The following is a 21,951-nucleotide window of genomic DNA, read 5'->3' as shown; positions in this document are numbered from 1 at the left end:
TCACCCTCCTTTGGCAGGGTTCAGTGTCAGCTGGTCGCCCTTCGCCGGCGCCGCCATGTGAAGTGTGCCTCTCGCGAAGCGTTCGACCGTGGGCAAGGCGGCCACGGCCTGTTGTTCGATGTCGAGCTGATTCCACTCGACTTCCAGATTCCGGGTATGTACCTGTTCGCGCTCGATGGCAGTCACGAGCTTGCGGGCGTTGTGCTGGCTGGCGACAACACCCAGCGCACAGCACACGGTCAGGATCGCCAGCAGCGCGGTAAGGCGTGTCATGCCGGCGCTCCCGCAAACGGCGCCGTCGTGCGCTCCGCAATACGCAGCACGGCGCTGCGCGAACGCGGATTGGCGCGCACCTCTTCTGCCGACGGCTTGATGGCGTCACCGATCAGACCCAGTGCCGGCCGTGGTCGCTCGGACTCCCGCACCGGCAGGCCCTTGGGCAGGGCTGGCGCGCGCGCGTTGTCACGCATGAAACGCTTGACGATGCGGTCTTCGAGCGAATGAAAGGCGATCACAGCCAGGCGCCCCCCCGGGCGAAGTCGGGACACTGCCTGCGGCAGGATCAGCGAAAGCTCCTCAAGCTCGCGGTTGACGCAAATCCGTAGAGCCTGGAAGGTACGCGTCGCCGGATGCTGCCCCGGCTCGCGTGTGCGGACGGTCGCCGCAACGATCTCGGCAAGCTGTCCTGTGGTAGCAACATTGCCCCCTTGCCTAGCAGCGTCAATCGCCTTTGCAATCGCGTAAGCAAACCGCTCATCCCCGTACTCCCTCAGCACATTGGATATTTCGGCCACGCTCGCGCGGGCCAGCCATTCCGCGGCGGTTTCACCCCGCGTCGGATCCATGCGCATGTCCAGCGGCGCATCAAACCTGAAACTCATTCCCCGGCTGGCGTCGTCGAGCTGCGGAGACGACACGCCAAGGTCCATCAGCACGCCATCGACCTGCGTCACGCCCAGTGCATCAAGCTCGCCGGCAAAAGCCGAAAAGGGTTCGTGCACCAGCGTCAGGCGGGGGTCCGCGAGCGCCCTGCCCGCTTCGATGGCCCGCGGATCGCGGTCGAAAGCCACCAGCCGCCCATGTTCGCCGAGCGCCGCGAGAATCCGCCGGCTGTGCCCACCGCGGCCGAAGGTCGCGTCTACATAGGTGCCGTCCGGCCGGATCGCCAGCGCGTCGACTGCTTCATCCAGCAGCACCGTGATGTGGCTGAACTCGCCGCTCACAGCGCAATGTCTTCAAAACCAGGTGGCAGCTCGCCACTCTGGAAGCGGGCAGCAGCCTCAGCCTGCTGTTGCTGCCAGACGTCTTCAGACCAGAGTTCGAAATGGGTACCCAGCCCCATCAGCCGCACCTGCTTGTCCAGCTTCGCGTACTCGCGCAGGGCGGGAGCGACCAGCACCCGGCCGTTGCCATCCATTTCCTCGTCCAGCGCGTTCCCGACCAGCAGCCGGCGCATGTCGGCCGCACTGCGGTTGTTCAAGGTAGGGATCGCCAGGATCTTGTCGCGCATCGGTTCCCACACCGGAAGGGGGAAAACCGCCACGCATCCATGGGGGTGAGTCGTCATGACCAGGTTGCCTGCGCACTGCGCCATCAGCGCGTCACGATGCCGCGAAGGAATCGACAAGCGACCCTTCGCATCGAGACTGAGCACTGAAGCGCCCTGGAATGCCATGAAACCTCCTGAACCGGAGAAGAGGCGGAATCAGGGGCACGCAAGGCCACCCGCACTTTTTCCCACTTTTACCCTCTTTCTCCCACTTCAACCCACTTTAGTTGGAAAAAAAAGGGTGGTCAAGCGCACAGGACGGATAGACAGGCGGGAACGCACGGACGGCGGCCTGCGATGCAACGCGTCGCAACAGGGGGATAGAAGGCGTTGAAACAAAAGGGGAACTCACGCAGCCAGGCGAAGAAACGTTTTTTAACGTTCTGCGGGCGTCAGGACCTGCAGGAAAGCGCGACACGGCATCGCACCGGCCTCAGGCGACAAGGCGCCGCGGAGGATTCGCTGGATCGGGAAGTGGGAAGTCCGCCGATAAGCCGGGTTCTGTCGCGCCGGCTTTCGCCGGCGGGGCAGTCATTCCTCTGGGCCTTGTGTTGCCACAAGGCTCTAGCAGCCTACCCGGGGGCTCTGCGGGCCACATCAACGCCCCCCTATTTGGCCTTGCCCCGGATGGGGTTTACCAAGCCAGCCCTGTTACCAGGGACTGCGGTGGGCTCTTACCCCGCATCGCTTGCGCAATGCGCCAAGCTTCGCTCGCGCTCGGCCCGACACCATTTCAACCTTGCCTGATCGGTCTGATCAGGAAACCTGACCAGATAGATATCTCATCAGGAGACCTGATCAGATAAAGACTTTGCGGCCTTGCGGCCGCGAAGTCCCGCCATCGGCGGTATGTTTTCTGTTGCACTTTCCGTCGCCTCACGGCGCCCGGCCGTTAGCCGGCATCCTGCCCTGCGGGGCCCGGACTTTCCTCCATGTGCGCAAGCGCACACAGCGACTGCCTGGCGAACTTCCCGGCGCGATTATACGGCCCGCCGTCTTCACAAACTCCGCAAACGGGGTTCATTTTTTCCTCGTTGCTGCCGTAGACGCGGAAGTGGGCAAGAAACAGCACCGGAAAACATGATCAAGAAAATCGACTCCTCCGAATTGCGCGTCGGCATGTACATCCATGAGCTCGATTGCGACTGGCTCAGCCACCCGTTCCTGAAGAACCAGTTCAAGATCGGCACGGAAGCCCAGATCGAGAAGATCGTCGAGTCCGGCATCCACTACGTCTACATCGACACCGACAAGGGCGTCGACCTGCCGGATGCGCCCACCGAGGAAGAGGTGCGGGAAACGCTGCAACAGGAAATGATCGAACTGGTCACCGCCGAGCAGCCCGCGATCATTCATGCCACCCGCGAAGAGGAAGTCCGCCGCGCCTATGCGATCAAGGGACGCGCCCAGGCGCTGGTGCGCAATGTGATGGCCGACGCCCGCCTCGGTCGCGCAGTGGAGATGGAGAAGGTCGACCATGTGGTCGAGAACATCACCGAGTCCATTCTGCGCAACAGCGGCGCCCTCATCGGACTGATGACCATCAAGAGCAAGGATGACTACACCTTTCTCCACAGCGTGAGCGTGTGCGCCCTGCTCGTCGCCTTTTGCCGCACCGTCGGGCTGGACGCCGAAACCACCCGCCAGGCCGGACTCGGCGGCCTGCTGCACGACACCGGCAAGGCCTTCGTGCCGGACGCGGTGCTCAACAAGCCGGGCAAGCTGACCGACGAGGAGTTCGAACTCATCAAGCGCCACCCGCGCGATGGCTACGAAGTGCTGCTCAAGACGCCTGAAATCGGACCGATCCCGCTCGACATCACGCTCCACCACCATGAGCGCATGGATGGCAGCGGCTACCCGGACCGCTATCGCCCCGAGCAGATCACCCAGCTCGTCCGGATGTCCTCGATTGTCGACGTGTATGACGCGATCACGGCTGATCGCTGCTACCACCGCGGCATACCGGCCACCGACGCGCTGCGCAAGCTGCATGAATGGAGCAGCTTCCATTTCGACCCCAAGCTCGTGCAGGCCTTCATTCGTTGCGTCGGCATCTACCCGGTCGGCGCGCTGGTCAAGCTGGAGTCGGGCCGGCTGGGCGTCGTGCTGGAACAGAACGACAGCAACCTGCTGCAGCCACGGCTGAAGGTGATCTTCAGCACCCGCTCGAACTCGCGTGTCGAGCCTTACGACCTCGACCTCTCACGCCCGATGGGCTCGGGCGGTGCGGATCGCATCGTGGGTCATGAAGATCCGGCGCAGTGGCAGATCGACACCACCCAGTTCATTACGGTCTGAGCGCATCTGCCGCAGGCTGTAGCCGCGCGTCGCGCCACAAGCGGAAGATCGTGACGACCGACACCACCGTGATCATCGATTCCATGATCGTCCCGCCAATCGATCCGGTATGGATGTTGTTGAGCAACCAGAGCAGCGTCGCCACCAGCATGCCGCAGCGCAGCCGCAAGCCGTTCAGGCGGAACATCGAAAGCGTGGCGACTGCGGTCGCCAGCAAGGGCAGCACATTCCACAGCGAGTGCACGAATACGAAGCCCAGCGCCACGTTCAGGCTCAGCAGCAGAATAGCGACCCAGAGCGCGCGGGTTTTCATCGACAGCACGTTGCGGGTGGCTGAAAGCAGCGCGCCCGCCATGGCTGCCGGATTGCCCATCAGATAGAAGTGGGTCGCGTAGAGCAGGTTCTGCGCAGTCAGCCACTGCTTGAAGTGCGCATCACTCTTGCGCGAAAAGCTCACCATTCCGAGCAGGAAGGTCGCGTGGCCGAACATCTGGGCCACGGAAAAGAAATCTGGACTCATGAGGAATTCCCGGAAACCGGGCGACTCGGTGCATCACACCGGAGCACGGTGCGCATCGGGACGCTGACGACGGAATTCAGTGTGAGCCGAAAGTTGTCAGGCAGCAATGCGTGGAATTACGGGGCCGGAACAAAATGCAATTCGGAGCCCTGCTTCTCGAAGCTCCCTACCAGACGCCCCGGCGGTGCTTCGGGACGATCCTCCGCCTTGAAGGTCTGTACCTGGCAGGCTTCGGTTCCCAGCGCATACCAGTTTTTGCCCTGCTGCGCGGCATACAGCATGGGCGCCACCTCATAGAGCGAGACTTTCGCCATCTCGACCGGACTGTCTTCCACCGTGAATCGCCGCTGGCAGACCGGCGCGCGGGACACGACAAAACGCTGCGATACCGGGCCGAACACCAGACTCTGCTCGCGCACGAAGCTGATCGAATGATCCTTGTTGCCATCGATCTGATAGGAAGCCGCGTTGTTCTCGCAGCCCGCCAGGAGCAGAGTCAGCACGAGCATCGCGGGAACAGGCAGCTTCTTCATATGAGGCAATCCTCAAACCAGTTTCCAGGCCACCGTCTCGCCCGCACGCAGCGGCACGACCGGGTCGCCCGGCAGATAATCAATCGTAGCGGGCACCGTCCACGCCTCCTTTGCCAGCGTGATCGTGTCCGCATTTCGCGGCAGGCCATACCAGTCAGGCCCGTTGAAGCTGGCAAAGGCTTCCAGCCTATCCAGCGCACCGGCCTGCTCGAAAGCCTCGGCGTACAACTCGATACCGGCGTGCTCCGTATAACAGCCGGCGCAGCCACAGGCGGCCTCCTTGGTGCTCTTGGCGTGCGGCGCCGAATCGGTGCCCAGGAAGAAGCGCGGGTTGCCGGAAATTGCAGCCTCGACCAGCGCCTGACGGTGCACCTCACGCTTGAGCACGGGCAAGCAATAATGGTGCGGACGGATGCCACCCGCAAAAATCGCGTTGCGGTTCATCAGCAGGTGATGGGCCGTGATCGTGGCCGCCACATGCTCACCGGCACCACTCACATACTGCGCCGCCTCGCGGGTCGTGATGTGCTCGAAGACCGTACGCAGACGCGGGAAGCGTCGCGCAAGCGGCGCCAGTACGCGATCGATAAAGACAGACTCGCGATCAAAAATATCAACGTCACCATGGGTCACCTCGCCATGCACGCACAGGGCCAGACCGAGCTCTTCCATGCGTGCCAGCACGGCATGAACCTTCTCGATCGACGTCACCCCGGCATCCGAATTGGTGGTCGCGCCGGCGGGATAGAGCTTCACCGCATGAATGAAGCCCGAATCCTTCGCCCGTGTGATCTCGTCCGGCGAGGTGTTGTCTGTCAGGTACAACGTCATCAGCGGGTCGAACTTGAGCCCCCCCGGCACCGCCGCCAGGATGCGCTCGCGGTAGGCCGCCGCCTGCTGCACGGTAGTCACCGGCGGGCGCAGGTTCGGCATGATGATCGCGCGCCCGAAGCGGCGCGCGGCATCGGCCACAGTCATCGGCAGGGCTGCGCCATCGCGCAGGTGAAGGTGCCAGTCATCGGGGCGGGTGATCGTCAGGGTCTGCATGGGTGTCTTTCAGGCGGGAAAATCGTCCGCCCGCATTCTAGCTGCGTGCCGCCAAGCCCCAAAGAAAAACGGCCGGGTTGCCCCGGCCGCGACTGTCAGGATGAAACCCGCCAGCTTACGGCGTCGGCGTCCAGCCCGTACTGCTGTTCCACTGGGCAAACACTTCCTTGCGAGTGTCCAGCCCGGTGAGATCAACGGAGCTGCTGGAGTAGGTCGCCAGACGGCTGCTCAGGTCCACCGCGCCCCCGGTCAGCGTCGTCGTACCGCTCTCGCGATAGCCAGTGGTGGCGGTCGGCAGCATCGGCAGGGTGCTCTGCGAGTACCAGCCCGCCGCAGCGATGTGACCATCCATCTTTGTATTGATGTAAGCCACGTTGTTGCAGCCGTAGTTGGCGTTCGCAAGAGATCCGGTCGTGGTGGCTGTCGTGCAATAGCCGGTGAAGTTGCTGGCCTGACGCGAGAGGTAGGTCGCGCCATCCGGCACGCCCGAATCCCGTGTCAAAGAGCTGTTGAGCACCACGATGCCGGGGAAGCCATAGGCCATCCGGGATTCCGTGACATAGCCGCCAGAAGTCGGAGCGGTGGTATCGACGATGGTCCGCAGCTCGCTTTCCTCAAGCAGGATCGCGTAGGCAGCGCCCCAGATGAAGTCCACATCTCCCTTGACCAGCGACTGGTAGATCCACGCCCAGCCCTTGGTCTGAATCGTGTCCTGGGTGCTGTAGAAGTTCATGTAGGTAGCGATCAGACGACCGCCGGACAAGGAGCCGCTGTTGAAATAGATCGTCTCGGCCTGGTTGCTCATGCTGGCCGTCGTACCCTCCCAAACGTTCTTCACGTGAGTATTCTGCAGCGTGAAATTCGTCAGCTTGAGCAAGTCGGCATTCTCGACCAGCAGCACGGCGCGACCACCATTGAGGCGCGTTCTCGTCGTGGCGCCCGTCGCACCCGTTACGCTTCCAGCCAGGGTGGAGTAGACCGCCGCGGTGGTGCTGCCTCCTGTTCCGGGGTTGTACTGGTCGAAGTTCTCGGAGCGCACCAGCACCCCGGCGCGGCTTTCGCCCTGGATGATGAGGTTGTTGATGTTGCGGACAAACATCTCACCGTCATACGTTCCGTTTTTCAGCGTGATGGTCTTCGGGACGCTGATATCGGTACAGCTGGAGTCGGACCCGGCCGTCCCGCATTTGCTCGTCACCCAGTTGATGGCGCCCTGCACGGTGCGGAAGTCCGCCGTGTCACCGTCATCATCCACCGTCACGCTGGCCGACACCGTCGGCAAGGAACGCGTCGTGAACGCCCAGCTTGTCTTGTCAGTGATTCCGCCAAAGGCAGAGCCCTTATAGGTGCCAGACAGTGTGCCGTTGTCGATCTGGACGTAGTACGCCGTGTTGGGGCTCAGCACGCCGTCATGCAAACGGATGGTGGCCGTGTTGCCGGAAATGCTCACCGGCTTGTAGAAGATCCAGCGCCACTGAGTCAAGGCCGAGCCCGCACCATTGCCGAGCTTGTCGATCTCGGTATTGGCCGTCGACACCGCTGTCTGCGTGTTGTATTGCGCCAGCACCGCTGCCGTGTATTGCGATGCGATCGTGCTGCCCGTGCTGAACACGTTCAGGCTGATCGTATCGACCAGAGAATCATCGCTGGCCTTGTAGACCTTGATCGTGCCGCTCGAACCGAGCGTGGGCACGGAGTCGAAGGTAATCTGGAGACGGGTATCGGTATAGGCCGCGGTGGCACCATTCGCGGGGACCAGTGCCCCTGAAGCCGTGCTCGAACTGGATGATGAAGCCGCGCTGGAAGACGAGGCAGTGCTCGAAGCCGTCGAGGACGAAGCCGCGCTCGATGCTGCAGAAGATGTCACGCTCGAGGCCGCGGAGGACGACGCCTTGCTCGAAGACGAACTCGACGCCGCGCTCGACGACGAAGTTCCGTCAGAACCGCCCCCTCCACCGCCACATGCGGCCAGGATGGATGCGAACAGGACTGCCGGCACGAGGCCAGCCTTGACGGGTGATGCCATGTTTGAGTCTCCTTCACTGCTTCTTGTATTGGTGCGCTACAGCCAGACGGATCGGATCCGACCGGATATCAGCCGTCTTTGTGACCGATAACAAGCATTGTTACCGATACCAAAACATCAAAACAATGAAGAAAAAACGCCAGCACAATCAAAAAGCACAAATTTGTGACGCAAAAATTACACTGGTAGAAACCCCTACGAACAAGCTTTATCCTCAGGACGCAGAGACAGCGAAAAGCGCGTAAAGCCCCTTTGGAAGCGGCTTTCGACGTCTGCGCGCAGACGGACAAGGGGGTTGATTCCTACGCAGCCCCTACCGGATCGCTGACAATCTCCGCAGCATCGGAATAGCGCCGGGAGTGACGGAATAACGCTTCAACCCTTCGCGATTTTGATAGATTTGTCATATTTACTTGCAAGCATCCCCGCAGGCACCTCACCTCATGAATCGCTTGAACTCCTTTCTCATTCCCGCGCTGTGCAGCGTGCTGGCCCTTGTGCTGACCGCCCTGGGCTGCTTCCAGCTCAACGCGGCCTATGAACGACATCAAATAGAGCGTTTCAATGCTGCGGCCGGCGAGGTCGTGCGCGCCCTGAAGCGTCAGCTCGATGAAGACAATGGCGTACTGGATGCGGTGTCGGCCTATCGGCGGAGCAGCCCGCAAGGCAATCTCGCCGGCTTCCTCGAAGCGCGCCTGCGCCAGCACGCCCCTGCCGGTCTTCATGCCATCAGCCTGGCCCCGCTGATCCTGCCCGAGCAGCGGGAGACCTTTGTCGCCAGTCAGGTCCAGCGGGGGCTCGCCGATTTCGCCATCCGCCCCGCTGGCGAACGCCCGCTCTATGCGCCGGTTGCGCTTTCACAAGGGCCTGGCAACCAGCCCGGACTTCCCGCCGGGCTCGACCTGCTGGCAGACCCCGGTCATCAGGAAGTGCTGACCGAATCCCGCGACACCGCCGAGGCCCGGATTTCCGGCCAGGTCCGCCTGCACACCAGCGCGGGCGGAGAGATTCCCGGCTTCGTGATGGTGGCGCCGGTCTTTTCCTCCGGACAGGTCGCGGAGAACGCAAACGAGCGGCGCACCAGCATCGAAGCCTGGGTTGTCGCCAGCTTTTCTCTGGAAACCTGGGTGGCACAGGCACTCAAGGGACTGCCGCCCGACCTCGCGCTGAGCCTCGTCCGCAGCAGCGCCAACGGGGAGACGAACGCGATCTACCCGGTCGCTGAATCCACTCCTGCGGCAGGCCAATCCTTGCTGGTATCCGAGCAGCCCCTGAGCTTCGGCACTCAGACCTGGACGGCGCGCGTTACTGCCCTGCCCGGCTTCCTCGCCCGTGACGGCGGCAACCCGGCCAAGTATTTCGGGCTGCTGGGGCTGGTGCTGGCCACCCTGCTGTTTTTCATCACCATGACGCTGACCACCAGCCGCCGCCGCGCCCAGCTCGAGACGGAGCGCCTGAACGAAGCGCTGAGCGAGTCGGAAGAACGTTGGCGCTTCGCACTCGAAGGCTCGGGCGACGGGGTGTGGGACTGGGACGTGCGCACCGGCAAGGTCAGCTTCTCGCCGCGTTGCGACGGGATTCTCGGCATGTCGGACGGCAAGGCGGCCGAAGCCCGCATCCATCCGGAAGACGAAGCCGGCGAGCGCAGCGCGATGCAGGCCTGCCTCGAAGGCCGCAGCACGCAATACGCCAGCGAGCACCGCATGCAGGGCGAAGACGGTCAGTGGCGGTGGATTGCGGCACGCGGCATGGTGACGCAGCGCACGATCGCGGGTGCGGCGGCGCGCATGATCGGCACGATGAGCGACGTGACCGAACGCAAGACGGTGCACGACAAGCTGCAGGACATGCCGCAGATCGACGCGCTGACCGGCCTGCCCAACCGCACGCTGTTCTTCGACCGCTTGCAGCAGAGCCTGCGCCTGGTCAAGCGCCAGCGCGAAACCCTGGCCCTGATCCACACGAACATCGATAACTACAAGGGCCTCATCGACAACTTCGGCCAGACGGTCAGCAACAAGCTGATCCAGGAAGTGGCTTACCGCATTTCGGAATCCATCCGGGATTCGGACACGGTCGCCCATCTGGGTCGGGACGAGTTCATGATCCTGCTGCCCCATCTGAGCGACGAGCAGGATGTGCACATCGTGCTTGAAAAAATCCGCAGCGCACTGAGCACGGATTTCGTCATCCATAACCGTCACATCGGCATCAGCCTCAGTTACGGTGTCTCGCTCTTCCCGCAGCACGCTCGCACCGCCGAAACGCTGTTCAACGCGGCTCAGCGCGCCACACAACAGGCCCGCAAGGCGGGTGGAAACGGCGTTGCATTCAGCCTGGCGCAGTAACTGCCAGGGCTTGAAAGGGGTCAGGCCCCGACACGCTCAAGCCGCGACCGGAGCGTGCGTCGGCGTCATCAGAAGTCGTCCAATCCGGAAGCACAAGCGCTGAGACAAAAAGCCGGGATGCTTCGGACTCGGCACCCGAAGCATCCCGGCCTTCAGCGGAAGCTCAATAGATTTTCTCGCCCAGGATCTGCAACAGATACTGACCGTAGCCGCTCTTGCCAAGCCGCTTCGCGTGCGCTTCAAGCGCTGCGTCGCTGATCCAGCCATTACGCCAGCAGATCTCTTCCGGGCAGCAGATCTTCAGCCCCTGGCGCTTCTCCAGAGTCTGGATGAACTGGCTCGCTTCGAGCAGGCTGTCATGCGTGCCAGTGTCCAGCCAGGCATCCCCCCGGCCGAGCAGCTGCACGTCCAGCTCGCCACGCTCCAGATAAATCCGGTTCAGGTCGGTGATCTCCAGCTCGCCGCGCGCGGAGGGCTTGAGGTTCTTCGCGAACTCGACGACCTGGGTGTCGTAGAAGTAGAGGCCGGTCACCGCATAGCGGCTGCGCGGCTGCTTCGGCTTTTCTTCCAGGCTCACCGCCTGGCCCTTGGCGTCAAACTCCACCACGCCATAGCGCTCGGGATCGGTCACCGGATAGGCAAACACGCTGGCGCCGCTGCTGCGGGCATCGGCCGCCTTCAGGCGGCCGGCGAGGTCGTGGCCGTAGAAAATGTTGTCGCCCAGCACCAGGGCCGAGGGCGAATCGCCGACGAACTGCTCACCAATGATGAAAGCCTGGGCGAGTCCGTCCGGGCTCGGCTGCACGGCGTATTCGAGCGACACGCCCCACTGGCTGCCATCGCCCAGCAGTTGCTGGAAGCGCGGCGTGTCCTGCGGCGTGGAAATGATCAGGATCTCGCGGATGCCTGCCAAGAGCAGCACCGACAGCGGGTAGTAGATCATCGGTTTGTCATACACCGGGATCAGCTGCTTGGAGAGCGCCAGCGTGGCCGGATGCAGGCGGGTGCCGGAGCCGCCGGCCAGGACGATGCCCTTGCGGGACTTGTTCGAGGGCAGAGTCATGTTCGTGGGCTTTCTCAGAGGATTTCGGTGAGCATGCGGGCGACGCCACGCTGCCAATGCGGCAGGGTGAGGCCAAAGGCTTGCTGGAGTTTGGCTGTCGACAGGCGCGAATTCAGCGGGCGCGTAGCGGGCGTCGGGTAGGCGCTGGTCGGGATCGGGCTGACTTCCTGCACCTTGAGTTCGCGCCCGGCCTTGCGGGCTTGCGCAAACACGAACTGCGCGTAGTCGTACCAGCTGGTCTCGCCACCGGCCACGCAGTGATAAAGGCCGTAGGGAAAATCAGTGCTGGGTGCTGAGTTCTGAGTGCTGCCAGCTTCGGCGGAGTGCTGGGTGCTGTGTGCTGAGCGCTGAGTGTTCAGGTATTGCTTCACGGCGTGCGCGGTCACGTCGGCCAGAAAATCGGCACCGGTCGGGGCGCCAATCTGGTCACTGATGATCTTGAGCGTGTCGCGCTCGCTCGCCAGCTTGAGCATGGTCTTGGCAAAGTTGCCGCCGCGTGCGGCATAGACCCAGCTGGTGCGAAAGATCAGGTGGCGGCAGCCACTTTGCTGGATCAGCTGTTCGCCTTCGAGCTTGGTCTGACCATAAACACTGAGCGGGCCGGTCGAGGCGGTTTCATCGCGCGCGGCGTCCCCACTGCCGTCGAAGACGTAATCGGTGGAGTAATGCACCAGCAGCGCGCCGATCTCTTTGGCAATCCGTGCCGCCGCACCCGGCGTCGTGGCGTTGAGCAGGCGCGCAAAGTCGGCTTCGCTTTCGGCCTTGTCGACGGCGGTGTGGGCGGCCGAATTGACGATGACGTCAGGCTTGAGCGTGCGTACGGTTTGCGCCACGGCTTCCGGCTGGCTGAAGTCGCCGCAGTAGTCGGTGCTGTCAAAGTCGAGTGCGATGACTTCGCCGAGGGGGGCGAGTGCGCGTTGCAGCTCCCAGCCGACCTGACCGCCGCAACCGAGGATGAGGATTCGAGAGGCCATGGAATCAGCGCGCCTCGTAGTTCTTGGCAAGCCACTCGCGGTAGCTGCCATTGAGTACGTTGGCCACCCAGTCCTGATTGGCGAGATACCACTCGACAGTCTTGCGGATGCCGGTCTGGAAGGTTTCGGCCGGACGCCAGCCGAGTTCGCGCTCGATCTTGCGCGCGTCGATCGCATAACGGCGGTCGTGGCCGGGGCGATCGGTGACGTAGGTAATTTGCTCGGCGTAGGACTTGCCGTCGGCACGCGGCGAGAGTTCGTCCAGCAACTTGATGAGGGTCTGGACGATTTCGATGTTGGGCATCTCGTTCCAGCCGCCCACGTTGTAGACCTCGCCGACCTTGCCCTTGGCGAGGATGGCGCGGATCGCGCTGCAGTGGTCCGTGACGTAGAGCCAGTCGCGGATCTGCTGGCCGTCGCCGTAGATGGGCAGGGCCTTGCCGGCGAGCGCATTGGCGATCATCAGCGGGATCAGCTTCTCGGGGAAGTGGTAGGGGCCGTAGTTGTTCGAGCAGTTGCTGGTGGTCACCGGCAGGCCGTAGGTGTGATGCCAGGCGCGGACCAAGTGGTCACTTGCGGCCTTGCTCGCCGAATACGGGCTGTTGGGCTCGTAAGGATTGGTTTCGGTGAAGGGCGGGTCGGTCGGCTTGAGCGAGCCGTAGACTTCGTCCGTGCTCACATGGTGGAAGCGGAAGGCGGTCTTTGGGTCGCCCTCCAGCGCACTCCAGTAGGCGCGCGCGGCTTCGAGCAGGGTGAAGGTGCCATCGATATTGGTACGCAGGAATTCGCCCGGGCCGTGGATGCTGCGATCCACGTGAGATTCAGCCGCGAAATGGACGATCGCGCGCGGCTGGTGCTCAGCGAGCAACCGGTCGATCAGGGCGCGGTCGCAGATGTCGCCCTGAACAAAGGTGTGGCGCGCGTCGCCTGTGAGCGAGGCGAAGTTCTCCGGGTTGCCGGCGTAGGTGAGTTTGTCCAGATTGATGACCGGCTCATCCGACTGCTTCAGCCAATCGAGTACGAAATTGCTGCCGATGAAGCCGGCACCGCCGGTCACGAGAATCGTCATGGATCAAATCCCAGCCAGTAAGCAAAACGGGATTATACGGCGACTGCTTCAGCCCTCCTGAATCCGGACGCCATAACGCTTGGCCAGCCGATCAATGTCGGCTTTTTCGTCAGATGTTCCATCGCGATGACGCTGCAGCAGCCAGGCATGCAGATCGGCAGGCGCTTCGGCCCACATTGCGAGCACGAGTTCTTCCGCCATCTGCTTGACCGGCACCTCATAGGGTCCGTATCGCAGCGCCTGGCGCAAGGCTCCAAAAGCCGCCGGGTGATCTTCCAGTGCGAAATGGCCCAGCGCCAGACTCGCCCAGGCGGCACCGTTTTCCGGTCGCAAGGCGAGCGATATTTTCTGGAAGCGCAGGGCGTCGCTGAAATATGCCTTGCGCAGCTCGGGCGCCTCCCAGGCGCGGCGGCCGCGCAGCGCGTTGAGCTGCGCAAGATAGTCGAAGGTCAGCGGATTGTCGGGCGCAATGCGTGAGGCTTCGAGCAGATCGTCGCGCGCTTCGATCCATGCCGGCACCGTCCATTGCGACTTGCCTGCGGCCCAGCCGTCAATGCGATAGCGCGCCTGCATGGCGGTGAAATCCGCCCGCATCACCCGCTGTGCCTGCCAGATGCCCCAGGCTGCCAGCAGGCAGACCAGCGCCACCAGAGACAGATTCAGGATCTGCTTGCGCGAACGTGGCTCAGCCATGCTGACTCCTCATGCCGCACAGACGGGCCGGGCCGCTCACGCAGAGTTCGCTGGCCAGCGCTTCGCCGAAACGCCCGCTCAGGATGCGGTGCGCCTCGCTCATGCGCGGCGGCCGGCCGGAGAGATTGTGCGCATCGCTCGCCACCACGGTGACGAGTCGCTCCTCCAGCAGGTAATCGGTCGTCTCCAGCACGCGCGGGCCGAACTGCCCCGTCACCGACGCTGCCGTCACCTGCAGGTAGCAGCCGGCATCCACGAAAGGCAGCACGCGCTCCGGCATGTCCATGATGGCCTTGTTGCGCTCCGGGTGCACCAGCACCGGCCGCACGCCTTCGCTGAGCAGGTGCCGAACCAGGTTCAGCGCGCCGAGCGGAATCTGCGCGTCGGGCAGCTCCAGCAGCATGATGCGGAACCCCTCGCATTCGCCGAGAAAGGGAATCTGGTCCTGCGCGAGCAGATCGATGACTTCGGCACCAAGCCGCACTTCCCCGGCAAACGAGAGCGCGAGCGGAATGCGGTGCAGGTCCAGCAGCTCGCGAAAAACCTCTGCCGCGCGCGCGATGCCGCTGCGGCGGTTGTCATAGCGCCCGGCAAACACATGCGGTGTTGCCACCGTGTGGCGAATGCCATCGGCCACACAGGCTCGCGCAAGGTCCAGCGCTTCATCAACGCTTTTCGGACCATCGTCGATGCCAGGCAGGATGTGACAGTGAATATCGATCATTGCTCTACAACCCAATTCGGCGGATCTTCCAGAACGACGCCACGCGCCCTTCCCGCCCGGTAAAACACAATGCCCGCTCTCGCGGGCATTGTCATCCTTTCACCGCTGCCGCTCACACACTGAAGCAGACAGCGCACCGCCCGCCCCACCAGCCTGCGCCGCGCTGCGGCGAGGCCCGGGGGCTCAGGCCGCGTTCTTCTTCTGGCCGTAGCCGTAGCCCTCGTAGCCCGATTTGCCGTAGCCGGAGTATTCCCCGTAATAGCGCTGCGACTTGCTGAAGTCGAGGTGATTGAGCACCACGCCCAGCACATTCGCCCCGGCGCGCTGCAGGCGCACCAGGCTCTTGCGAACCAGCGGCGACGCCGTTTCCATCGCGCGCACCACGAAGATGGTGCTGGTCGCCAGCGGCGAGATCACCAGTGCGTCGCTGACCAGCTCCACCGGCGGCGAGTCGATGATGATCACTTCGTAGTGACGCGCCAGCGCATCCAGGGTTTCGCGGAAGCGTTGCGAGAGCAGCAGCTCCACCGGGTTCGGCGGCACTTCGCCGGCCGGCATCACCGCCAGCGGTGAGCCCTTCACCGTGAAGATGCACTCCTCGACACGCGCCGTGCCGGCCACCAGCGCCGAGAGGCCCTTCACCGTGGGCGGCAGCGAGAGGCGACGCGCCACCTGCGGGCGGCGCATGTCGGCGTCGATCAGCAGGGTGCGCTTGGTCTGCGCATGCGCCAGCGCCAGGTTGGACGACACCGTCGTCTTGCCTTCGCCCGGCACGCTGGAAGTCACCACCAGAATGCGGCAGGGCACGTCCAGGTTGGAGAGCAGCACGCCGGTCCGCGCGGTCCGCACCGCTTCAGCCAGATGCGACTCGGGCTTGTCGATGAACATCGTCATGGCCGACTTGCCTTCGGCGGCGCCCAGCTCAGGCAGAGCGGAGAGCACCGGCACCTGGAAGCGGCGCTCGGCATCCTCGATGCCCTTCACCGTGTTGTCGAGCTTGTCGAGCAGCAGCGCGATCAGCACGCCGGCAAAGAGCCCCAGCACCAGCGCGATTGCGATCACCTGGCTCTTCTTGGGCTTGACCGGCAGACGCGGCGTCACGGCCGGGTCGACCACGCGGGCCACCGCACTCTGCAGATCGCTGCTTTCGTGCGTTTCCTTCGCGCGGTTCATGAACATGTCATAGAGCTGCTTGTTCGACTCGACTTCGCGCTCCAGCACGCTGAGCTGGAATTCCTGACGGTTCACGTTCTGCACCGTGCCCTTGGCGGACGACAGCGCACCTTCCAGCGCGCGCTCGGTGGCGCGAGCCGATTCGTATTCCCGCGTCAGGCTGGCAGCCACGGTCTGCATCTGGCGCAGGGTGTTTTCCTTCGCCGCCTTGAGTTCGGACTGCGCCTGCACCATGCGCGGGTGCTCCGAGCCATAGCGTTGCTGCAGCTCGGCCACCTTCAGCGCGGCGGTCGACTCCTGGCGCTTGGCTTCGCCCACCGCGGTGCTGCGCACCACGGCCGGCACCGACGAGTAGTCGCCATCACGCACCGACTTCATCTGCTCATAGGCACTCTCGGCTTCGGCGCGACGGGCCTTGGCTTCCACCAGGCGCTGCGTCACTTCGCCGATCTGCTGGCCGATCACCGTCTGTGCCGAGCCGGAAAGGCTCACGATGCCCTGCTTCTCGCGATAGGCCTGCAGCGCCTTTTCAGAGGTTGCCAGCTTGTCGCGCAGCGCCTGGGTGCGCTGCTGCAGCCAGTCATTGGCCTGCTGCGTCATGCTGAACTTGGCTTCGCGGTCGGCGCCGATGTAGGCGTCGGCCACTGCGTTCGCCACCAGTGCGGCGAGCTGGCGGTCTTCGGCTTCGAAGCTCAGCTTCACCAGTTGCGAGAGGCGCACCGGCTCCACCGACAGGCTCTTCGAGAAGGTTTCCACGGTCGCCGCCACCAGGCGGTCTTCATTCCAGGCGACCTCTTCAGCCTTGATGCCCAGCGCTTCCTTGGCCTTGCCGATCAGGCTGGTGTCCGGCTTGCGCGGATCGAATTCCGGGTACTCCCACAGGCGCAGACCGCGCACCGTGCGGTTGGCCACTTCGCGAGACTTGATGATCTCGACCTGCGTCTGGTAGTACTCCTTCTCCTGCGACATGCCGCCGTACACATCCTCGATCGAGAGCACCTTGCGCTTGCCCTGCTCGATCAGCACGGTTGAGGTGGCGCGATAGACCGGCGTGAGCGAATACACCACAGCCGCGGCCAAGAGCGCCACCAGCAGCCCGAGCCCGAGAATGGCCCACTTCCGCTTGGTGATGCTGCGCCAGTACTCGAGCAGCTCGAGCTTGCTTTCTTCAGACAAGCCGCCGCCCAGGGAAACGAAGGGCTGGTCAGCGTCCGGGACAGTCCGGGAGTTTTGATTCATGTTCATGGAAGCCGTGTTGAATTCGATGTTGCAAAGCCGTCAGCAAACGCGCCGGCACTCTCAGAAGAAGCTCTCTTCCACCGTCACGATGTCGCCGGGGAACACCGGCGTATTGAGATCTGCCTTGAACTGGCGCTGCTGCGGGTCATCGCCGCGAATCACGAAAAGCTTGCTCAGCGAAGCGCGCTCCTTGAAACCACCGGCGAGTGACGCCGCCTTGCGCAGCGTGAGGCCCGGCTGGAAGGGGTAGCCACCCGGCTTGTCGACCATGCCGTTGATGAAGAAGGGGCGGTATTCATCGACCGACACCGACACCTTCGGATTCACCAGGATGCGGCCCGAAAGCCCGTCCACCACCATCTTCTCGACTTCGCCCAGCGTCTTGCCGCGCACCACCATTTCGCCCAGCCCCGGCATGAAGATCGAGCCCGAGTCGGTCAGGCGGATCTTCTCGCGGCTGAGATCGTCTTCACCGAACACCCGGATCGACACCACGTCTCCCGCCCCGAGGCGATAGCCAGACAGGAATTGCGAGGCAATCGCCGCAGGCTCGGCACTCCCTGCAGTCTGGGCCAGCCCGAGCGAACTCCAGAGCACCAGCATCACAAGACTCATTGCGCGGAAAAACATCAGCATCAATCCTCCAGAAAAAAACCTGCATGAACCACAAGCAGCGCTTGCCGGTCCAGGCCTGCCCCGGCGGGGGATGTCACCAGACCCCGAGCAAGAACCGCGCTCGCGGGTCCGGCATCCGACCGCCGGTGCGAAAACCACCTGCCCTGCACCAGAACACGCCCTGCGCGCGCCAGCCACGGCTCATTTTGCACACGCCCGGGCAGAAATGCGCCACACCGGCCGTCGCTTGCACCCGATCAGGGCGGCCCGGCTTGCGCCGCGCCCTGCCCGGTTTTCCCGGCAAGCCGGGTCTGCCTGAGCGACCGGAACACCCTGCTCCGCCCGCCCATGCAGCCTGTCAGGCATCAGAACGATGCTTCAACCTTCACCATGCTCATGCGGCGCATGTAGTCGTAGGTATCCAGCGTGGAATCACGACGTGCCCATGAGTACTCGAAACCGATGCCCAGCCAGCGGCGCATGTCGTACATCACGCCGGCGGTGGCCACGTCTTCCACATCCTTGCGGCCGTCACCGTTGTAATTGGTGCGCATGCGGCCCGCCGAGAGCTTGCTGTGCACGAAGCTCGACCAGTCATGGTTCCAGGCCAGGCTCAGGTTCTTGGCAATCGGCACACCTGCGTTCGAGCCGCTCGGGTCGTTCGCGGAGCGGCCGGTCACCAGATCAAACGAGCTGTAGGTCAGCGGCTTCCAGCGCAGCGAAGCCTCCCACGACAGACCGGAATAATCCTTGTGGAGTGTTTCGTTCTTGTAATCCTTGACCTGCTCACCGACCTTCACCGTGCCGGTCACGGCCGAGCTGGCATCCCAGCTGGCACCCGCGTAGTAGCGCGAATCCACGTTCTCGAGCTGGTTCAGGTCATTCACGTAGTTGTAATTCGTGCGGCGCACTTCGGCGAGCAGACGCGTCTTGGGCGCCACGCGGTAGTAGAAGCGGGCACCCAGATTTACGTTGTCGACGTCTGCCGACTCGGTGGTGGCGCGGTTGTTCTGATAGCGCTTGGAACCGGCGCCCAGATCAAACTCCAGGCGGCCCTTGGCTTCTTCGGCACCGTAGCGGTAGGTCGCGTTGGCGGCCAGCGCATGGTAGTGGTCGGCCTTCGAGTTGCCCACGCTGCGGTCGGTGGAGCCTACCGGATCATAGTGATCGCCCGCCGAAGCCCCCCAGGCCAGCGCGTTGCGCGCGGTGAACACATTCTGCGCAGCGAAGATCAGATCGTTCTGCATCAGCGTGTTCGGGCTGTAGTTCGGGTAATTCACGTAATCACCCTTGTACGACAGGTTGTAGGTGTCCGCACGGTACTTGGACTGCGCGGTCAGCGTCGGGCGGATCCGGAAGAAGGAAGACGACACTTCCGAACCGCGGCGAGCCTGGGTCACGTTGTCGTCATAACCGACGGCCGTGCCCACATCGGCAAACAGGTTGATGCCATCGGTCAGGCGGATCGGATTGATCGCGCGCTTGGTCGAAACGGGAATGCCGCTGGATTCGAACACATTGCCCGACACCACGCTGGCCGAGTTCGGCACTGCGCTCGAGCTGGGCGCCACCGCGTCAGCCGACGAAGCCTGCGCAAACGCCACGCCCGCGCTCAGCGCGAGCGCGCCTGATACTGCCAGATGAACCCGAGTCCGTTTCATGCCTACTCCCTTCATTTAAAGTTTGAACATCGCCTGCCCTCAAGCGGGATCAGGACTGACCTGCGTGGCGGCCGATGATCGCCCACTCCCCCGGGGCGGTCGTGGAACTAATGCCCACATGACGGCTAAAAGCACACAAAACACCAGCGCATTGGCCGGCATCTGAAGATTGAAATCCACCCAGCTGTGAATCAGCAGCGCACAGATCGCCATCGCCGACCCGAAGGCCAGCCCGCGATGAAAGCGGGATTCATGCGCGCGCCACAGCAGCATGATCCGGCCGATTGTCATCAGCACCACGCCCGCAAGCAAGCCCAGGCCGACCAGCCCGGTCTCTGCCGCGATCTGCACATAGTCGTTGTGCGCGTAATCCCAGTAGGCCTCCTTGTCCGCGCTCTTGAAGCGCGGAAACACCGTATAGAAGCTGCCCGCACCAAAGCCCGCGACCGGCCGTTCCCTGACCATGCCGAGCGCCAGATAAGGCGTTTGCGCCCGTTGCTCCAGCGACTCTTCGCCGCGCGCATGCTCGGTCCGCACGGAGGTGTTCTGCAGGCGCTCCACCACATGATCGATGCCCACCCACTGGCCCACGATGATCACATCCACCACGATCAGGCTGAGCACCAGCCAGAAAGCGCCCTTGCGCAGCCGCGGATTGCTCAGCATCGCCAGCCCGCCCACGATCATCAGTGACGAGAAAAACGCCGCATTGCCCATGCGCGAGCGCGTCAGCACCAGCGTGATCACCATGATGACAAGCATCAGGCGTACCAGCATTTTTCCCGACATCATGAACTTCAGGGCTGCCACCAGCTTCTGCCGGCGATTGCTGCGCCGCTGCTCGCCGCTGCCCATGTGCGCCAGCATCAGGCCCACACCGGCCGCGATGCAGAGCTCCATGAAGCCCGCCAGATGGTCGAAGTTCGCAAAGGTGCCCATCGCCCGGGTGCCCTGCTGGTAATGCATGAAGAGGTAGATGTGCTCCGCCTGCGAAGCAAACAGCAGGATCGCGATCAGCGCCTGCACCAATCCCACCACCAGAATCGTGCCCAGCAGCCAGCGCAGCCGCCGCTCGCTGCGCGCCAGCAGCAGCACCAGCGCAAAAGCCGCGCTCAGCATCAGTGTGCCCAGCAGATATTGCAGGGAATTGAAGCGATCCGCCGTCGCGATCCCCGGCAGCACGCCCGCATATTGCAGCCCGATCCAGCCGGCATAGGCAAACAGCAGTGCCAGCGGCCAGCGGCCCACCCCCAGGCGATCCAGCAAGGCCTCGCCGCGCCGGGCAGAAGCCACGCACACCGCCGCCAGCAAGGCCAGCATCGCGGCAGAGAGCAGCCCCAGCGCCCAGGTGCGGTTACTCGCCAGCGGCAGCGGCGCCCAGGCCAGCAGGCCCATCAGGCACCAGAAGGCCCAGCCGTCATGCTCAATCTTCTGCTGTCGCCGCCTCACGCCAGACTGCCTCAAACTCGCCACCTTCCATATCCAATCCGGATAAACCGGATCAGCAAACAAAAATGGCAGCCGAAGCTGCCATTTCAGGCCTTAAACCCTGCTCAGCTACGGCTTGCGCCGCCACCGCTACCACCGAAAGACGGTGCAGTGATGGCCGGAGCCGTCGACGGCGCACCGCCCACACCGGCGTTGTCACCCGTCGCTTGCTGGCCGGAATTCGGACCTGCCGCGGTGGAGGGCAGCGCAGCGGTCGGGTCACCACCTGCAGCGATCAGCGCGCTGTTGGCCTGGGTTGCCGGCACACCTGCGGCGCTCAGCGCAGCCACAGCCTGGGAGGAAGTGAGACCGGCCTCCAGCAGCGCCGCAGCGATCTGCGCCGGGGACACGCCCTCAGCCGCCAGATCCTTGGCCACCTGGCCTGCGCTCTTGCCAGCCTTCAGCTCGGCTTTCACCTTCGCCTCGACAGCCGCCGGAGCCTTGACGACCACGGGAGCCGGAGCAGCAGCGGATTGCGCCATGGCAACACCGGTCACAGCGCAGCTCAGCGCCAGAACCAGCACGGAAACACTCTTCACAACGGCCATAAAGCCTCCTCAAAAATCCAGCAAGAAATCTACGCGAAGTCTAGCACCCGCGATTTCTCGCCCTTGTTCGATTCCGCTACGAAAGCGGAACTAATTCACACCAACCGCACAACGCGCCAGGCAAGCCGTCGGTCGAAAGCCCACACAAGGCGCCCAAATACCTCGGAGGTCGCCCAACTGCCACGTAGGGCGCCCTGAGCAAAGCGAAGCGCGCCGCCCCCCACCGCCCGCACACCCCAAACTCAAGCCGCCCACCCAAACCACCCGGCACAACAAAGCAAGCGCCCGGGCCACACCCGCTGCGGCGCAGTTCGCTACCGCTCAGTGCGCCCTACGCCAAACGCCGAAACACCCGCAGGGCGCCCGACTCCTCCGTAGGG

At 63.5% G+C, this 21,951-nt stretch carries 19 protein-coding genes and 1 other RNA gene; 2 read left to right on the top strand and 18 right to left on the bottom strand.

The genetic code is table 11. From position 1 onward, the window contains the following. From ftsL to rnpB, 4 genes are all read right to left on the bottom strand, one after another. Entirely contained in the window at positions 1-273 is a 273-nt protein-coding gene (gene ftsL, locus ABDB87_RS14260) for a cell division protein FtsL (protein ID WP_345928188.1), read from the bottom strand. Beyond that, the gene (rsmH, locus tag ABDB87_RS14255; RefSeq protein ID WP_345928186.1) at positions 270-1,223 is read right to left on the bottom strand and encodes a 16S rRNA (cytosine(1402)-N(4))-methyltransferase RsmH; all 954 of its coding nucleotides are present in this window, start codon (positions 1,221-1,223) and stop codon (positions 270-272) included. Before rsmH ends, ftsL begins: the two co-directional genes overlap by 4 nt. Next, positions 1,220-1,675 (bottom strand): division/cell wall cluster transcriptional repressor MraZ, encoded by a 456-nt coding sequence (gene mraZ / locus ABDB87_RS14250; RefSeq protein WP_345928184.1) that lies wholly within the window; start codon positions 1,673-1,675, stop codon positions 1,220-1,222. Before mraZ ends, rsmH begins: the two co-directional genes overlap by 4 nt. A gap of 348 nt (positions 1,676-2,023) precedes the next feature. Then, positions 2,024-2,520, bottom strand: an RNA gene (rnpB, locus tag ABDB87_RS14245) — RNase P RNA component class A. Positions 2,521-2,629: 109 nt separating this feature from the next. On the opposite strand from rnpB, the gene ABDB87_RS14240 reads away from it, so the two are divergent. After that, on the top strand, positions 2,630-3,850 hold the full coding sequence (locus tag ABDB87_RS14240) for a cyclic di-GMP phosphodiesterase (RefSeq protein WP_345928182.1): 1,221 nt from the start codon (positions 2,630-2,632) through the stop codon (positions 3,848-3,850). Here the strand turns inward: ABDB87_RS14240 and ABDB87_RS14235 are convergent. The 4 genes from ABDB87_RS14235 to ABDB87_RS14220 form a co-directional block, all read right to left on the bottom strand. Beyond that, complete coding sequence (locus ABDB87_RS14235) at positions 3,840-4,370, bottom strand: YgjV family protein (RefSeq protein ID WP_345928180.1); 531 nt, start codon at positions 4,368-4,370, stop codon at positions 3,840-3,842. The two genes, ABDB87_RS14240 and ABDB87_RS14235, sit on opposite strands and share 11 nt — an antisense overlap. A gap of 116 nt (positions 4,371-4,486) precedes the next feature. Then, a complete protein-coding gene (locus ABDB87_RS14230; protein WP_345928178.1) occupies positions 4,487-4,903 on the bottom strand; it encodes a hypothetical protein in 417 nt (138 codons plus the stop codon). A 12-nt stretch (positions 4,904-4,915) separates the two neighbouring features. Then, positions 4,916-5,950 carry a dihydroorotase gene (gene pyrC / locus ABDB87_RS14225; RefSeq protein WP_345928176.1) on the bottom strand — a complete coding sequence of 345 codons (1,035 nt, stop codon included), beginning with the start codon at positions 5,948-5,950 and terminating at the stop codon, positions 4,916-4,918. Positions 5,951-6,065: 115 nt separating this feature from the next. Beyond that, positions 6,066-7,976 carry a pectinesterase gene (locus tag ABDB87_RS14220; protein ID WP_345928174.1) on the bottom strand — a complete coding sequence of 637 codons (1,911 nt, stop codon included), beginning with the start codon at positions 7,974-7,976 and terminating at the stop codon, positions 6,066-6,068. A 443-nt stretch (positions 7,977-8,419) separates the two neighbouring features. Here ABDB87_RS14220 and ABDB87_RS14215 point away from each other — a divergent pair, with 443 nt between their 5' ends. Continuing rightward, positions 8,420-10,324, top strand: a complete 1,905-nt coding sequence (locus ABDB87_RS14215) for a diguanylate cyclase domain-containing protein (RefSeq protein WP_345928172.1) — start codon at positions 8,420-8,422, stop codon at positions 10,322-10,324. A gap of 163 nt (positions 10,325-10,487) precedes the next feature. Here ABDB87_RS14215 and rfbA read toward each other — a convergent pair whose 3' ends face one another. The 10 genes from rfbA to ABDB87_RS14165 all read right to left on the bottom strand — a co-directional run bounded on the left by rfbA (position 10,488) and on the right by ABDB87_RS14165 (position 21,571). After that, on the bottom strand, positions 10,488-11,387 hold the full coding sequence (gene rfbA, locus ABDB87_RS14210; RefSeq protein ID WP_345928169.1) for a glucose-1-phosphate thymidylyltransferase RfbA: 900 nt from the start codon (positions 11,385-11,387) through the stop codon (positions 10,488-10,490). 14 nt (positions 11,388-11,401) lie between these two features. Next, entirely contained in the window at positions 11,402-12,361 is a 960-nt protein-coding gene (gene rfbD / locus ABDB87_RS14205; RefSeq protein ID WP_345928165.1) for a dTDP-4-dehydrorhamnose reductase, read from the bottom strand. A 4-nt stretch (positions 12,362-12,365) separates the two neighbouring features. Beyond that, positions 12,366-13,430: a dTDP-glucose 4,6-dehydratase gene (rfbB, locus tag ABDB87_RS14200; protein ID WP_345928162.1), complete on the bottom strand. Its 1,065-nt coding sequence runs from the start codon at positions 13,428-13,430 to the stop codon at positions 12,366-12,368. Positions 13,431-13,478: 48 nt separating this feature from the next. Next, on the bottom strand, positions 13,479-14,123 hold the full coding sequence (locus ABDB87_RS14195; RefSeq protein ID WP_345928161.1) for a hypothetical protein: 645 nt from the start codon (positions 14,121-14,123) through the stop codon (positions 13,479-13,481). Next, positions 14,116-14,847: a tyrosine-protein phosphatase gene (locus ABDB87_RS14190; protein ID WP_345928158.1), complete on the bottom strand. Its 732-nt coding sequence runs from the start codon at positions 14,845-14,847 to the stop codon at positions 14,116-14,118. Before ABDB87_RS14190 ends, ABDB87_RS14195 begins: the two co-directional genes overlap by 8 nt. A 183-nt stretch (positions 14,848-15,030) precedes the next feature. Continuing rightward, positions 15,031-17,259, bottom strand: coding sequence for a GumC family protein (locus ABDB87_RS14185; RefSeq protein WP_345928156.1), 2,229 nt, complete (start codon positions 17,257-17,259; stop codon positions 15,031-15,033). Positions 17,260-17,319: 60 nt separating this feature from the next. After that, a complete protein-coding gene (locus ABDB87_RS14180) occupies positions 17,320-17,895 on the bottom strand; it encodes a polysaccharide biosynthesis/export family protein (RefSeq protein WP_345928153.1) in 576 nt (191 codons plus the stop codon). Positions 17,896-18,239: 344 nt separating this feature from the next. Then, positions 18,240-19,535, bottom strand: coding sequence for an outer membrane beta-barrel protein (locus tag ABDB87_RS14175; protein ID WP_345928151.1), 1,296 nt, complete (start codon positions 19,533-19,535; stop codon positions 18,240-18,242). 39 nt (positions 19,536-19,574) lie between these two features. Continuing rightward, positions 19,575-20,984: an O-antigen ligase family protein gene (locus ABDB87_RS14170; RefSeq protein WP_345928149.1), complete on the bottom strand. Its 1,410-nt coding sequence runs from the start codon at positions 20,982-20,984 to the stop codon at positions 19,575-19,577. A 104-nt stretch (positions 20,985-21,088) separates the two neighbouring features. Continuing rightward, the gene (locus ABDB87_RS14165) at positions 21,089-21,571 is read right to left on the bottom strand and encodes a hypothetical protein (protein ID WP_345928147.1); all 483 of its coding nucleotides are present in this window, start codon (positions 21,569-21,571) and stop codon (positions 21,089-21,091) included. Between the last annotated feature and the right edge of the window lie 380 nt (positions 21,572-21,951).

Source organism: Uliginosibacterium paludis, from assembly GCF_039631355.1.
GTDB lineage: Bacteria > Pseudomonadota > Gammaproteobacteria > Burkholderiales > Rhodocyclaceae > Uliginosibacterium > Uliginosibacterium paludis.
This window is presented reverse-complemented; position numbering and strand designations above follow the sequence as displayed.